The 13,575-nt window shown below is 34.4% G+C and carries 13 protein-coding genes; 8 read left to right on the forward strand and 5 right to left on the reverse strand.

Features of this window, described 5'->3' with window-relative positions:
* Positions 1-18 precede the first annotated feature (18 nt).
* From BUL40_RS07605 to BUL40_RS07620, 4 genes are read left to right on the forward strand one after another with little or no spacing between them, the layout of a single operon-like run.
* Positions 19-1,932 (forward strand): BatA domain-containing protein, encoded by a 1,914-nt coding sequence (locus BUL40_RS07605; RefSeq protein WP_080318747.1) that lies wholly within the window; start codon positions 19-21, stop codon positions 1,930-1,932.
* Positions 1,929-3,185: a dihydroorotase gene (locus BUL40_RS07610; protein ID WP_080318748.1), complete on the forward strand. Its 1,257-nt coding sequence runs from the start codon at positions 1,929-1,931 to the stop codon at positions 3,183-3,185. Before BUL40_RS07605 ends, BUL40_RS07610 begins: the two co-directional genes overlap by 4 nt.
* Positions 3,182-3,514, forward strand: coding sequence for a DUF4870 domain-containing protein (locus tag BUL40_RS07615; RefSeq protein WP_080318749.1), 333 nt, complete (start codon positions 3,182-3,184; stop codon positions 3,512-3,514). The genes BUL40_RS07610 and BUL40_RS07615 overlap by 4 nt, the downstream gene beginning before the upstream one ends.
* A gap of 13 nt (positions 3,515-3,527) precedes the next feature.
* Positions 3,528-4,190 carry an alpha/beta hydrolase gene (locus BUL40_RS07620; protein WP_080318750.1) on the forward strand — a complete coding sequence of 221 codons (663 nt, stop codon included), beginning with the start codon at positions 3,528-3,530 and terminating at the stop codon, positions 4,188-4,190.
* On the opposite strand, the gene BUL40_RS07625 is transcribed toward BUL40_RS07620, so the two are convergent.
* Entirely contained in the window at positions 4,187-4,681 is a 495-nt protein-coding gene (locus tag BUL40_RS07625) for a hydrolase (protein ID WP_080318751.1), read from the reverse strand. The genes BUL40_RS07620 and BUL40_RS07625 overlap by 4 nt on opposite strands.
* A 1-nt stretch (position 4,682) precedes the next feature.
* Positions 4,683-5,459, reverse strand: a complete 777-nt coding sequence (locus BUL40_RS07630; RefSeq protein ID WP_244901839.1) for an MBL fold metallo-hydrolase — start codon at positions 5,457-5,459, stop codon at positions 4,683-4,685.
* A 75-nt stretch (positions 5,460-5,534) separates the two neighbouring features.
* On the opposite strand from BUL40_RS07630, the gene BUL40_RS07635 reads away from it, so the two are divergent.
* On the forward strand, positions 5,535-7,004 hold the full coding sequence (locus BUL40_RS07635) for a nucleotidyl transferase family protein (RefSeq protein WP_010517163.1): 1,470 nt from the start codon (positions 5,535-5,537) through the stop codon (positions 7,002-7,004).
* A gap of 27 nt (positions 7,005-7,031) precedes the next feature.
* Here BUL40_RS07635 and bcp read toward each other — a convergent pair whose 3' ends face one another.
* Positions 7,032-7,484, reverse strand: coding sequence for a thioredoxin-dependent thiol peroxidase (gene bcp / locus BUL40_RS07640; RefSeq protein WP_080318752.1), 453 nt, complete (start codon positions 7,482-7,484; stop codon positions 7,032-7,034).
* A 44-nt stretch (positions 7,485-7,528) separates the two neighbouring features.
* Here bcp and BUL40_RS07645 point away from each other — a divergent pair, with 44 nt between their 5' ends.
* The gene (locus tag BUL40_RS07645) at positions 7,529-8,191 is read left to right on the forward strand and encodes an endonuclease III domain-containing protein (protein WP_080318753.1); all 663 of its coding nucleotides are present in this window, start codon (positions 7,529-7,531) and stop codon (positions 8,189-8,191) included.
* A 36-nt stretch (positions 8,192-8,227) separates the two neighbouring features.
* Here BUL40_RS07645 and BUL40_RS15735 read toward each other — a convergent pair whose 3' ends face one another.
* Positions 8,228-8,371, reverse strand: coding sequence for a hypothetical protein (locus BUL40_RS15735; protein ID WP_010517167.1), 144 nt, complete (start codon positions 8,369-8,371; stop codon positions 8,228-8,230).
* Between the two features lie 71 nt (positions 8,372-8,442).
* A complete protein-coding gene (locus BUL40_RS07650) occupies positions 8,443-9,024 on the reverse strand; it encodes an RNA polymerase sigma factor (RefSeq protein ID WP_010517168.1) in 582 nt (193 codons plus the stop codon).
* A 252-nt stretch (positions 9,025-9,276) separates the two neighbouring features.
* On the opposite strand from BUL40_RS07650, the gene uvrA reads away from it, so the two are divergent.
* Together uvrA and BUL40_RS07660 are read left to right on the forward strand one after the other, a co-directional pair.
* Complete coding sequence (uvrA, locus tag BUL40_RS07655) at positions 9,277-12,057, forward strand: excinuclease ABC subunit UvrA (RefSeq protein ID WP_080318754.1); 2,781 nt, start codon at positions 9,277-9,279, stop codon at positions 12,055-12,057.
* A gap of 220 nt (positions 12,058-12,277) precedes the next feature.
* The gene (locus BUL40_RS07660) at positions 12,278-13,534 is read left to right on the forward strand and encodes a hypothetical protein (RefSeq protein ID WP_080318755.1); all 1,257 of its coding nucleotides are present in this window, start codon (positions 12,278-12,280) and stop codon (positions 13,532-13,534) included.
* Positions 13,535-13,575: the final 41 nt, after the last annotated feature.

Here is a 13,575-nt window from a genome sequence, read left to right on the forward strand (position 1 = left end):
TGAAAATTAAAACACGGAATGCAGTTTAAACATCCTGAAATTCTTTGGGCACTACTTCTACTGATTATTCCAATCCTCATCCATTTATTTCAACTAAGAAAATTTAAGAAAACTGCCTTTACCAATGTGGTAATGTTACAAAAGGTTTTTTCTGAATCGCGTAAGAGTAATACATTAAAAAAATGGTTGCTGCTTTTATGCAGGCTAGCCATCTTAAGCTGTATTATACTTGCATTTGCACAACCTTTTACTGCAAACTTTTTAGCCCTGAAAGAAAAAGAAACAGTTATCTATATTGATGATTCTTTTAGCATGGAGGCAACCAATGATGGTGTACCTTTATTACAAAAAGCAATACAAGAAGTTTTACAACATGCAGATAGAGATGAAGAAATATCCCTATTTACAAATTACCTAACATACCAAAACAGCAAACTGTCCAGTCTCACCAATCGTTTATTGAATATCAAGGCAAGTGCTAAACAGCTCAATAAAGAACAAATTCAACTAAAGGCCAACTCACTCTTTACAAAGTCTACCACAACAGAAAAGCAATTTATTGTAATTTCTGATTTTCAAGAGGTTATAAATTGGAACAATACACCTATACCCGGAATCAGTACTTTTTTGGTACCTTTAAAACCAACTATACAAAACAATGCTAGTATAGACTCTGTTTACATAGAAGATAAAGGTAATCCTAATAGGTACACCCTAGCGTTTACAGGAATACCAGAAGGAGAACAACTACCACTTTCTATTTATCAAAACGATACGTTGATTAGCAAACTGGCCGCTGTAGGAACTAGTGAGCTTAAAACCAATGTAACCGTAGACCTACCTGATAAAAAAGAACTAAATGCGCATGCTGTATTAGCAGACAATTTATTACCGTATGACAATCATTTCTATTTCTCAAAAGATGCAACATCTAAAATAAAGGTGATGGGTATTTCTGATGGTAGCGATGGTTTTTTAAAACGAATCTACACAGAAGATACATTCTCTTTTATAGGATTTACAGCTTCAGATTTAAACTATAGTCTAATTGATGAACAACATACCATAGTATTAAACAATTTAAAGAATATACCTTCAAATTTAATAACTTCGCTAACCAGTTTTTATAAAAATGGTGGTTCATTGGTTGTTATACCTCCGGTAAAAATGCCTACTGAACAATATAATAAATTGCTACTACCATTAGAGGGGATTTCTTTTACAGAAAACATTTTGAACACCCAAAAAATAAGCAACATCCAATTTAAACACCCCTTGTATAAAAATGTATTTGAAAAAGAGGTGCGTAATTTTGATTTTCCTAGGGTAGATAGCTACTACAACCTTAGTAGTACTACAGGTACGGCTTTGGCTTTTGATAACGGAAAACCATTTTTACAGGTTGTAGATAGACTTTATGTATTTACAGCTAGTTTAGATGAGCAGAACAGCAACTTTACCAACGCTCCTTTAATAGTTCCTACATTTTTCAATATTGGTTTCTTTAGTTTTCCAAATCAGCAGTTGTATTTTACGGTAGGCGAAAATAGTAACCTTGCTGTTAACCAAGCTAACGGCAATTCCATTATAAAATTAAGTAAAGGTGTTAATGAAATTATACCGTTGCAGCAATCTTTTGCCAAATACAGTTTACTCAATTTCAAAGACGCACCTGAACGTGATGGCATTTATACCTTACTAATAGATAAAGCCCCTAGCGGCAGTATAAGTTTTAATTACAATCGTACAGAAAGTGCCTTAAAATATAGTGCTACAGAAACATATACCAATTTTAAGGTTATAGACTCTATTGAAAATTTATTTACAGCTTTAAAAGCGGCCAATAATAGCACCGCCTATTGGAAATGGTTTGTTATTTTTGCCTTACTATTTTTGCTTTTAGAGGTGGGCATACAAAAATTTCTATCATGAACGTACTGCTAAAATCGGCCAAGATTGTGGCGCCAGAACAACCAGAATACCACCTAAAAAAAAGAGATATTCTTATTAGAGAGGGCAAAATAACCTCTATTGCATCTAAAATTGAAGATGCTACGGTAGAAAACATTAGTTATAAAAATCTACATGTTAGCCTTGGATGGTTTGATTCTAGTGTTTGTTTTGGGGAACCAGGATATGAAGAACGTGAAACAATAGACCATGGTTTAGATGTTGCGGCAAAGAGCGGTTTTACGGATATTGTACTAAATCCAAACACTAAACCCAGCCCAAACGCTAACAGCACCATAGTTTTCCTAAAAAACCGTGCAAACCACAAACTTACGGGCTTACATCCCTTAGGCAATTTTACCATAGATGCTAAAGGTGTAGACTTAGCGGAATTGTACGACATGAAAAGTGCAGGTGCAGTAGCATTTTATGATTACAAAAGAGCCATTGCCAATCCAAACCTGCTTAAGATTGGTTTACAATATGCACAGAATTTCGATGGATTAATCTATTCTTTTCCAATGGATGTAAAAATAAAAGGAAAAGGTATAGTTAATGAAGGAAAAGTAAGTACTACCCTTGGATTAAAAGGTATTCCTGCGCTTGCAGAAGAATTACAAGTTTCTAGGGATTTGTTTTTATTGGAATATACCGGTGGTAAATTACATATACCTACAATTTCTACCGCTGGATCCGTAAAACTCATTGCCGCTGCCAAAAAGAAAGGGTTAAACGTTAGCTGTAGTGTTGCCGTTCACAATTTAATTCTAACGGACGAAAGTTTAACCGAGTTTGAAACCAGTTATAAGGTCATGCCTCCCCTACGCACAAAAAAAGATGTGCTTGCCTTGTTAAAAGGACTAGAAAATGGTACCATTGATTTAGTTACTACAGATCATACGCCTATAGATGTTGAACAAAAAAAGGTGGAATTTGATAATGCTGAATATGGAAGTATTGGTCTTGAATCTGGTTTTGGTCTTATAAACCAGGCAATGGGAATGGAAACCGCAATTAGCTTGCTTACCAAAGGAAGATCCATTTATGGAATTGAAGAACCAGATTGGAAAGAAGGGAGTGATGCAAATTTAACGCTGTTTAATCCGGAAGGGGAACATGTTTTTAATGCTGAAAAAATTTGGTCTACCTCTAAAAACACTGCTTTTTTAAATACAAAAATCAAGGGCACTGTATACGGTACTATCAATAACAATAAGTATATGAAGAGCTTATGAAAAACGACATAAAAAACGGTAAAACTACCGCTATTGTATCTTACATAACCATAGTTGGCTGTTTAATAGCTATTACCATGAATCTAGAACCCAAAAATAGTTTTGCACGTTTTCATATAAGACAAGCTTTTGGGATTCATTTATTGTTCCATGCTATGGCTATAGTAGCTACATTTTCTGGAATTGCCGTAGCTTCTATTTCTACAATACTTTATTTGTTTTATATGGCAATGTGGATATTTGGCTTTGTGCAAGTTCTTAACGAAAAAGAAACAGAATTGCCCCTATTAGGTAACCATTTTCAAAAATGGTTCACTTTCATTAATTAATCCCCACAATATCATGAATACCCAGACCTTATCCTTAGAGCACCTAATTAGACCAAATAGTGTAAAAAAAACTAATAAACCGGCGGTAACTTTTTTATTACATGGGTATGGAAGTAATGAAGAGGATCTATTTTCTTTTGCTCCGGAATTACCAGAAGACCAATTCATAATTTCAGTTAGAGCTCCTTACAATCTAGAGCCTTTTGGTTATGCTTGGTATGCTATTAACTTTGATGCAGAACATGGAAAATGGAGCGATGATGAACAAGCTAAAACCTCAATTGGAAAAATTTTAGATTTTATAAATGAAGCTTGTGAAAGCTATAATTTAAATCATGAAGAGATAACATTAATTGGTTTTAGCCAAGGTTGTATACTTAGCTATGCCTTAGCCCTATCTTACCCAAATAAAATTAAACGGGTAATTGCCTTAAGTGGTTATATTAACGAGGGTATTTTAAAAGAAAACTATGAAAATAATGATTTTTCACAGTTAAGTATTTATGCATCACACGGTCTTGTGGATCAAGTAATACCAGTAGAATGGGCACAAAAAGCTCCTGAATTATTAGAAAAACTAGGTGTTGATCACAAATACAGTGAATACCCAGTAGGTCATGGTGTTGCACCGCAAAATTTTTATGATTTTAAAGCTTGGTTAGAGCGTAAATCTTAATTGCTTCTGCTATAAAGCAAATGATCCATAAGGGTAAAGTCTACGCTGCGATCATCGTTTATTTGGTATTTAATAATTAAGTCTCCCCAATATTTACCGTCACTAAAATCAGTAACGATCCACTTGTGGTTTAAAACTTTAATTTTATTTAATTTAAAATCGCTGTTCATACCCTCATAAGGAATTAGTGGGTTATCTCCTTTCTGTTCATTGGTTTCCATTAGTTTATCCTCTACATAACGCGTAGGGTTTTCTAATCCCAAATGGTCATAAAATGCTAGGGCATCATCGTTGTTATCCAAAGAAAAATACTGCAAATCTGCCTGTTTTATCCGTGCGGCTTGCAAAGAATCTTCTAATTGGGTTATGGTTACCATCAACTCATTAATCTTATTATCGTTGGCATTGGATTTTTTATTACCGGTAACCAGTGCATAAAGGGCAATTAAACTGGCAAAAACAAATAAATAAAGAAACAGATTCTTTTTCATGCTAGATTTCTATAGTTAAATTATCGTAGGCCAAATGTACATTTTCTGGCAGTTCTTTCTCTACTTCAGAATGAAAACCCAATAAATGACTTATATGGGTAAAATACGTTTTTTTAGCACCCACTTTTTGAGCAAAAGCTATTGCTTCTTCCAAATTAAAATGTGAATAATGAGGCTCTATCCGTAAGGCATTAATTACCAATACATCTAAATTTTCTAATTTTTCGCACTCGCTTGGTTCCACTTTTTTAACATCTGTTAAATAAGCAAAATCTTTAAAACGATACCCTAAAACAGGTAAGCGATTATGAAAGGCTTCAATTGGGGTAACTTTTAAATTGTTCAGCAAAAACGGTTGGTCTTTATTTACTAAATTAATATTAACAGCTGGTGCACCTGGATATCTATTTTCTGTTGCAAAAATATAATCAAAACGTTGCTTTAGGGATGCAATTACCCTTTCATGCGCATATACGGGGATATCTCCCTGCCTAAAAAAGAAAGGACGTATATCATCTATACCTGCTGTATGATCAGAATGTTCATGAGTAAATAGCACACCGTCCAATTTAGGAATGGGGTGTTTTAACATTTGTTGCCTAAAATCAGGACCGCAATCAATTACATAATTAAATTCTTTCCAAGATATAAGAACAGAAACTCTTAAGCGTTTATCTTTAGGATCATTACTCAAACATACTGGGTGTTTGCTCCCTATAATTGGAATACCTTGAGAAGTACCAGTTCCTAAAAATGTGACTTTCAACCTATCGCTCATGTATTTCAAAATTATAACATAAAAATTTAAAAGCTTTATATAACTTATTAACTTTGGCCTAACAAAATATTAGATATGCCCATTGCACCGCATAAAGAATACGAGTTTGAAAATGTACCATCCATAAAGGCAAAAACCTTACGGATAAATTTGAACAACAACATTTACGGAACCTTTGCAGAAATTGGTGCGGGCCAAGAAACCGCACGCCATTTTTTTAGGGCTGGTGGTGCCTCTGGTACCATAGCAAAAGCCATGAGTGCTTATGATAAGGCTTTTAGTGATGCCATTTATGGTATTGAGGAAGATGGTAGGTATGTAACCCAATCTAGGTTACGTAAAATGTTGGCCTATGAAATGGAATTGGTAGAGGAGCGTATTTCTAGGGAAGATAATCCAAACTACTTATTCTTTACCTACGCCAATACTGTAGCTACCATAGATTTTTCTAAGCGTTACAAAGGTCATGGGTGGATTGGTCTAAGATTTCAATTAGACCCTGAGCAAAAGGAGTTTGATGAAATTATTCTACACGTACGTTTTAAGCAGAATGAAGCTAGGTTACAACAGGAAACCCTTGGTATCCTTGGTGTAAATCTTATATATGGTGCTTTCTACAAATTTGACAAGCCAAAGAAAATCTTGAAATATCTATACGATCATATTGATAAGGATACCCTTGAAATTGATATGATCAACTTTATGGGTCCAAGTTTTAGTCATGTAGACAATCGTTTAATGAGCTTACAGCTTATTAAAAACGATATGACAGATGCGGTAATGTTTGGACCAGACGGAAACAATCTACTACCTGCAGCCGTTCTATACAAAAAGAACATTTTAGCTTTGCGTGGTAGTTTTAGGCCAGTTACCAAGGTAAATATGGATATGTTCCATAAATCGCACGATATTTTTATTAGAGAGCCCACGGTAGACCACGACAACACCATTGTTATTTTTGAAATTACACTATCTAACCTAAAAGCTTCTGGAGAAATAGACGAGCAAGATTTTATGGATCGTGCAGAACTGCTATGTTCTATGGGGCATACGGTTATGATTTCTAAATTTCAGGAATACTATAAGCTGGTAGAATATTTTAATAACTATACCAAGAATAAAATTGGACTTACTATGGGTGTCAATAACTTGGTTGATGTTTTTGATGAAAAATATTATCGCCATTTAAGTGGTGGTATTCTTGAGGCCTTTGGTAAATTATTCTTTAAAGACTTAAAAGTATACCTGTATCCAATGAAAGACCCGGAAACAGGACAAATACTTACCTCTAATAATGTACGAGTACATCCTAGGATGAAAGAACTTTACAAATTCTTTAAGTATAACGGTAAGGTTATGGATATTATAGATTACGATCCAGAAATTTTACACATTTTCTCTAGAGATGTTCTTAAACGCATAATAAACAAAGAAGAAGGTTGGGAAAAAATGCTACCAGAAGGTGTAGCCGATATGATCAAGGAGGAAAACTTGTTCATTAGAAAAGAAAATACCTTACCAGAAAAAGAGAAGATTGATAAATAAAAAAAGCGGCTGTAAAAGCCGCTTTTTTTATTTCAAAATTTGAGCCGCATGCTCTTTTGTTTTAACTTTTGATATTACTTCATCTACAATACCTTCTTCATTAATTAGAAATGTAGTACGGTGAATACCGTCATATTCCCTACCCATGAATTTTTTTGGTCCCCAAACACCAAAAGCATTGATAACCGTATGGTCCTCATCTGCCAATAGCGGAAAAGGAAATTCATACTTGTTCTTAAAATTAGCCTGTCTTTTCTGGGAATCCGCACTCACTCCCAAAAGCTCAAAACCTTGTTCCCGCAGGGCCTTATAGTTATCCCTTAAATTACAGGCTTCTGCCGTACAGCCCGGTGTACTTGCCTTTGGATAGAAAAAAACAACTAATTTTTTTCCTACGTAATCAGATAATTTCACCGTATTACCATCCTGATCTACTGCGGAAAAATCTGGAACTTTATCCCCAACCTTTAATGTTTTCATAGCTTTGTATTGTTTAAATTATTTTCTTTCAAAATTAAACAATAATGACCAAAGCAGAGAAGGTAGATTTTACCATTAAAACACTAGATAATTTATATCCAGAAATTCCAATCCCCCTAGATCATAAAGACCCCTATACCCTATTAATTGCCGTATTATTATCAGCACAAAGCACAGATGTTAAGGTAAATCAGATTACCCCAATATTATTTAGGGTAGCAGATAACCCATTTGATATGGTTAAATTAACCGTAGAAGAAATACGAGAAATTATACGTCCAGTAGGTTTATCTCCCATGAAGGCAAAAGGTATACACGGCCTATCGCATATTTTAATTGAAAAATATAAGGGAGAGGTTCCACAAGAAATCGAATTATTGGAAGAATTACCCGCCGTGGGACATAAAACCGCTAGCGTTGTGGTTTCGCAAGCCTTTGGTATACCCGCGTTCCCAGTAGATACACATATTCACAGGTTAATGTATAGATGGGGATTTAGCAATGGAAAAAATGTAGTGCAAACAGAAAAAGATGCCAAAAGGTTGTTTCCTAAAGAAATTTGGAACCGTTTGCATTTACAAATAATTTGGTATGGAAGGGAATATTCTCCTGCTAGAGGCTGGAATTTAGAGAAAGATATCATAACCAAAACAATAGGAAGAAAATCTGTAATTAACACCTATTTAAAAACAAAAAAAAACCGCTAAAAAATAGCGGTTTTGTTTATTTGTATGGTTTGTGTCTTAATTTAAGACCGTTTCGAACTGCATGTTATCATAATTGATAACTTTCAATGATTTAGAGAACCCAAGTAGAAACTGAACCGTTTCTGGTTTTGCGCTAGCAATTCTACAAACTTTAGGTTCTTCAGAGTAAATTTTTTCCATATTCTAGCGTTTAAATTCTAAATAATAACGCCAGTAAAATGGATTTATTGTTGGTATCGTTCTAATGCCGATTAATTCGTTAAAACGATATTGTTGCGCTCAACTATCTTTCTTAGGTTGATTAAAGCATAACGCATTCTACCCAATGCCGTATTTATGCTAACACCTGTGTTTTCAGAAATTTCCTTAAAACTCATATCCTTATAGATACGCATAATTAAAACTTCTCTTTGATCATCTGGTAATTCATCAATTAGCACGGATAAATCACTATCTATCTGATTTTTGATCATTTGCTTTTCAGCATTTAGCTTGTCGTCATGAATAACAGAGAAGATGTTGAAGTCATCACTTCCTTCAAATTTTGGCATCCTCTTATTTTTTCTAAAGTGATCAATAATTAGATTGTGTGCTATACGCATTACCCAAGGTAAAAATTTACCTTCTTCACTATACGATCCACGTTTAAGCGTCTTAATTACCTTAATAAAGGTATCTTGGAAAATGTCTTCTGTAATGTCTTTGTCCAATACTTTAGAATAAATAAAGCTGGAAATTTTTTGGTTGTGCCTGTTAATAAGCACTTCTAGGGCTTTTTCGTCTCCTTGAATGTAGTTCTTTACTAATACCGAGTCATCTATTTGCAGTTCCATACAAATTACTTTTTTTGGTTATAACAGTCCTGTCCTACAACTAGTTAGGAAGTCTATTGTTATTAGTTATTAAATAAAAAAGTAATTATTTACTGTATAGGCCTATCAGAGATTTAATTACACTTCAAATATAGATATTAGGTATACCTGTGAAAAAACTATGTTGTGATCTGCGGTATTTGTGATGTCAAAGTTAACAATATTGGTATAAACTGCATTCAATCGTATCTTTATTCTTTAATTTTCTGGTAAATGACCCTTATTAAAGACGTAGATCCCAAGCAAAATATAATCATTAAAGGTGCCAAACTACACAACCTCAAGAACATTGATGTTATAATTCCAAGAAATAAGCTAGTAGTTATTACTGGATTATCAGGTTCCGGTAAATCTAGTTTAGCGTTTGACACTTTATATGCAGAAGGCCAAAGAAGATACGTAGAGAGTCTTTCTTCTTATGCTAGACAATTTTTGGGTAAACTGGATAAACCTAAGGTAGATTATATTAAAGGTATTGCTCCCGCAATTGCCATTGAACAAAAAGTTAACTCTACCAATCCTAGATCTACGGTAGGTACCACTACAGAAGTATATGATTATCTAAAACTCTTGTATGCGCGTATTGGAAAGACCATTTCCCCTATTTCTGGTAACGAAGTAAAAAAAGAAACCGTTTCCGATGTGGTAGACTATGTAAAGTCTTTTTCTGAAGGTACTAAAATGCTATTGCTGGCTCCTATACAAATTAGTGAGGATAAAGACACTTTAAAATCCTTAACCTTATTTTCAAAACAGGGGTATGCAAGAATAAAATATAATAATAAGGTATACCGTATAAATCAAGTTCCAGAAGATATTGGTAAATCGTTTTACTTGGTTGTTGATCGTATTGTGGTAAAGAAAGAAGATGAAGACTTTTTAAACCGCTTGGGAAATGCTGTAGATAATGCATTTTTTGAAGGCAAAGGCTATTGTGTAATAGAGGACTTAGATACCAATAACGAAAAACAATTCAGTAATCAATTTGATTTGGACGGGATAAAGTTCTTAGAGCCCAATGTACACTTATTCAGTTTTAATAATCCCTACGGAGCTTGTCCTAAATGCGAAGGTTATGGTGATATTATAGGTATAGACCCGGACTTGGTAATACCAAATACCGCTTTATCGATCTATGAAGAAGCTGTTTTTCCGTGGCGAGGAGAAAGTATGGGTTGGTATAGAGAGCAATTGGTAAATTCTGCTTACAAATTTGATTTTCCAATTCACAAACCTTGGTTTAAGTTAACCGAGGCTCAAAAAGAGTTAGTTTGGAACGGTAATCAGCACTTTATTGGGCTACATAAGTTTTTTGACCAACTAGAAGAAAAAAGCTATAAAATACAGAATAGGGTTATGCTATCTAGGTACCGCGGTAAAACTAAGTGCCCTGTTTGTAATGGAAAAAGGCTTAGGGAAGAAGCAAATTATGTAAAGATTAATGGGAAATCCATTTCAGAATTAATTGCATTACCAATTAAAAATCTTATTCCATTTTTTGATGATTTACAATTATCTGAGCATGATGCTGCTATAGCAAAAAGACTTTTAAAAGAAATAACTACCAGATTATCCTTTTTGGATAAAGTAGGTTTAAGCTATTTAACTTTAAACCGTAAATCTAATACCCTTTCTGGAGGGGAAAGCCAACGAATTAATCTAGCAACCAGTTTAGGTAGTAGCTTGGTCGGTTCCATGTATATCCTAGACGAACCCAGTATTGGCCTACACCCAAAAGATACAGAAAACCTTATAGAAGTTCTAAAATCATTAAGGGACCTAGGCAATACGGTAATAGTGGTAGAACACGACGAAGATATCATGAAAGCCGCGGATAGCATTATAGATATTGGACCAGAAGCCGGAACTTTAGGTGGAAATGTTGTTGCAACCGGAAGTTTTGAAGCCATATTAAAAGCAGAATCGCTTACTGCCAAATATTTAAATGGCGATTTGGAAATATCCGTTCCTATGGAGAGAAGAACCTCCAAAAATTATGTGCAAATAATAGGAGCAAGAGAAAATAACCTTAAAAATATAGATGTAACCTTTCCGTTAAACATGCTTACGGTGATTACTGGGGTATCTGGAAGTGGCAAAAGCACCTTGATTAAAAAGATACTATATCCTGCTATGCTAAAAGAAGTTGGTGGTTATGGTGAAAAAGTAGGTCAGTTTTCTGAACTAAAAGGTAAATACTCGCAAATAAAACATGTAGAATTTGTTGATCAGAATCCTATTGGGCGTTCCTCAAGATCAAATCCAGTAACCTACATTAAGGCCTATGATGATATTAGGGCGCTTTTCGCAGCACAAAAACTAAGTGTTTTAAGAGGCTACAAAACCAAGCATTTTTCGTTCAACGTTGATGGTGGTAGATGCGAAAAATGCAAAGGTGAAGGAGAAATTACCGTAGAAATGCAGTTTATGGCAGACGTGCATTTAGTCTGTGATGTTTGTGAAGGTAAACGGTTTAAAAAGGAAGTGCTAGAAGTAAAGTTTGAAGAAAAAAACATTAATGACATTTTAAACCTAACCATTGATGATGCGGTTGCACATTTTGAAACCTATGGCCAGAAAAAAATTGTTCAAAAACTAAAACCATTACAAGATGTTGGTTTAGGATACGTAACCTTAGGGCAAAGCTCTTCTACCCTGTCTGGTGGTGAGGCCCAACGCATTAAATTAGCATCATTTTTGGTTAAGGGCCATACAAAAGATAAAGCACTTTTTATTTTTGATGAACCAACAACAGGACTTCACTTTCACGATATTAAAAAACTACTCAAATCCTTTAACGAACTTATTGATAAAGGACATTCCATAGTAGTTATTGAGCATAATATCGATTTAATAAAGTGTGCCGATTATCTTGTTGATTTAGGTCCTGAAGGGGGTGAAAACGGTGGTAATTTATTGGCAGAAGGTACACCAGAAGAAGTAGTCAAAAACAACGCTTCGTTTACAGCTAATTATTTAAAAGATAAGATATAGAATTCAAATTTTTTTTCGGTTAAGGTATTTCATAGAGGCCTACAAGGCAAAGAATCCCTAAAACTGATATCATCCTAAGAAAATCTCGTTTCAACCAAAAGCAGCATTATTTTATTTAATTGATTATCAATGACTTAAAAACATATAGAGTTTTTGGCACGCTGTTTGTTTTGTTTTAGTCGAGTACAAATAATTGTATTCTTAATTTAAAACAGAACGTATGAAAAAGTTAGTACTATTAATGGCGGCAGTCTTGTTTGGAGCTACTAACATCCACGCAGAGACTTTGGAAGAATCAACAACAATTAGGTCTTATACATACGGTAACTCATTTATTTTTACAGAGGGTGGTATAACCTTTTCTGTATATCCAGATGGTGAATTTGATTTTTATATAGATAATCAGGTAAATGTAGGTGTAGGTGCCCGTATAGGTAACGTAGGTATCACCTTTAATTCTGGTTGGGATTACAATCCTTTTGTTCAATATGATGATTATGGGGCAATAATCCAGGTAGAAAACGTTCCTATTTTTTACGATTACTACGGTAGGGTATCTCAAATTGGAGATGTAGATGTTTGGTATAGAAATGGTAGGGTTAGAAGATTGGGTGGACTAAACGTATTTTATAATGGAGGTGCAATAAGTCATTATACCGGTTTTATAAACATTTATAATAGAAGATATGTATATAGGCCTTTCCATAGGTGGTTTGCAAGACCAGCAGTAGGTTTCTGCAATGTATACACAACCCCATACAGAAGGTATTATACACCTGTTAGATATACATGGTATAAGCCATATAGAAACAATTATAGAAGGTCTTATGCGCATATTGGTAAAGAGTATAGATATAACAAAGCAAGAAGAAGTACAATTTATAGAAACGATAATCGTGTAGCTGTTAACGATAGAGCGGTAAGAAGGTCTTCTAATAGCGGTAGAAGTAATTTAGATTACGCGGCCAATAGAAGCGCTAATAGAAGAACACCAGTTGCTACTAATAATAAAAGCTATAGAAATAGTCAACGTTCTAGTACTTCTAAAGCAAATAGAAGTAACATCAATTCTAGAAGTAATACTAAGGTTTCTAGAGGGCAAGCAACAAATTCTTCTAATAGAAACGATGTGTATAGAAGAAGTAGTACTGCTCAAAGAGGTAATACCACTACTAAGCGTACGGTAACTAAAACACCAAATAGAACAACGGTTACTAAACGTAGTGTAACCAAAGCGCCAAATAGCAACCGTACGGTAACTAAAAGAAGTACATCTACTTATAGAAAGCCTAATAATAACACTTCTTCTAGAAGTTACGCTAAAAGAAGCACAACGGCATCTAAGAGTAATAATAGCAGTAGATCAGTAACAAAAAGAAGTACAAGCGCTGTTAAGAAATCTGCACCTAGTAGAACCAGTAGATCCTCTAGTGCTAGAAGTAGTAGCGCTAGAAGTACAACAAGAAGAATGCAATAAAATATAGGTTGGTTAGTTGTTTAACCCCTTGGTAAATTAAG

The organism is Croceivirga radicis (genome assembly GCF_002072105.2).
Lineage (GTDB): Bacteria > Bacteroidota > Bacteroidia > Flavobacteriales > Flavobacteriaceae > Croceivirga > Croceivirga radicis.

Excerpts from the sequence above, each read along its gene's own strand:
- BUL40_RS07605 (WP_080318747.1), top strand. The coding sequence starts at position 19 with ATGCAGTTTAAACATCCTGAAATTCTTTGGGCACTACTTCTACTGATT.
- BUL40_RS07610 (WP_080318748.1), top strand. The coding sequence starts at position 1,929 with ATGAACGTACTGCTAAAATCGGCCAAGATTGTGGCGCCAGAACAACCA.
- BUL40_RS07615 (WP_080318749.1), top strand. The coding sequence starts at position 3,182 with ATGAAAAACGACATAAAAAACGGTAAAACTACCGCTATTGTATCTTAC.
- BUL40_RS07620 (WP_080318750.1), top strand. The coding sequence starts at position 3,528 with ATGAATACCCAGACCTTATCCTTAGAGCACCTAATTAGACCAAATAGT.
- BUL40_RS07625 (WP_080318751.1), bottom strand. The coding sequence starts at position 4,681 with ATGAAAAAGAATCTGTTTCTTTATTTATTTGTTTTTGCCAGTTTAATT.
- BUL40_RS07630 (WP_244901839.1), bottom strand. The coding sequence starts at position 5,459 with ATGAGCGATAGGTTGAAAGTCACATTTTTAGGAACTGGTACTTCTCAA.
- BUL40_RS07635 (WP_010517163.1), top strand. The coding sequence starts at position 5,535 with ATGCCCATTGCACCGCATAAAGAATACGAGTTTGAAAATGTACCATCC.
- bcp (WP_080318752.1), bottom strand. The coding sequence starts at position 7,484 with ATGAAAACATTAAAGGTTGGGGATAAAGTTCCAGATTTTTCCGCAGTA.
- BUL40_RS07645 (WP_080318753.1), top strand. The coding sequence starts at position 7,529 with ATGACCAAAGCAGAGAAGGTAGATTTTACCATTAAAACACTAGATAAT.
- BUL40_RS15735 (WP_010517167.1), bottom strand. The coding sequence starts at position 8,371 with ATGGAAAAAATTTACTCTGAAGAACCTAAAGTTTGTAGAATTGCTAGC.
- BUL40_RS07650 (WP_010517168.1), bottom strand. The coding sequence starts at position 9,024 with ATGGAACTGCAAATAGATGACTCGGTATTAGTAAAGAACTACATTCAA.
- uvrA (WP_080318754.1), top strand. The coding sequence starts at position 9,277 with ATGACCCTTATTAAAGACGTAGATCCCAAGCAAAATATAATCATTAAA.
- BUL40_RS07660 (WP_080318755.1), top strand. The coding sequence starts at position 12,278 with ATGAAAAAGTTAGTACTATTAATGGCGGCAGTCTTGTTTGGAGCTACT.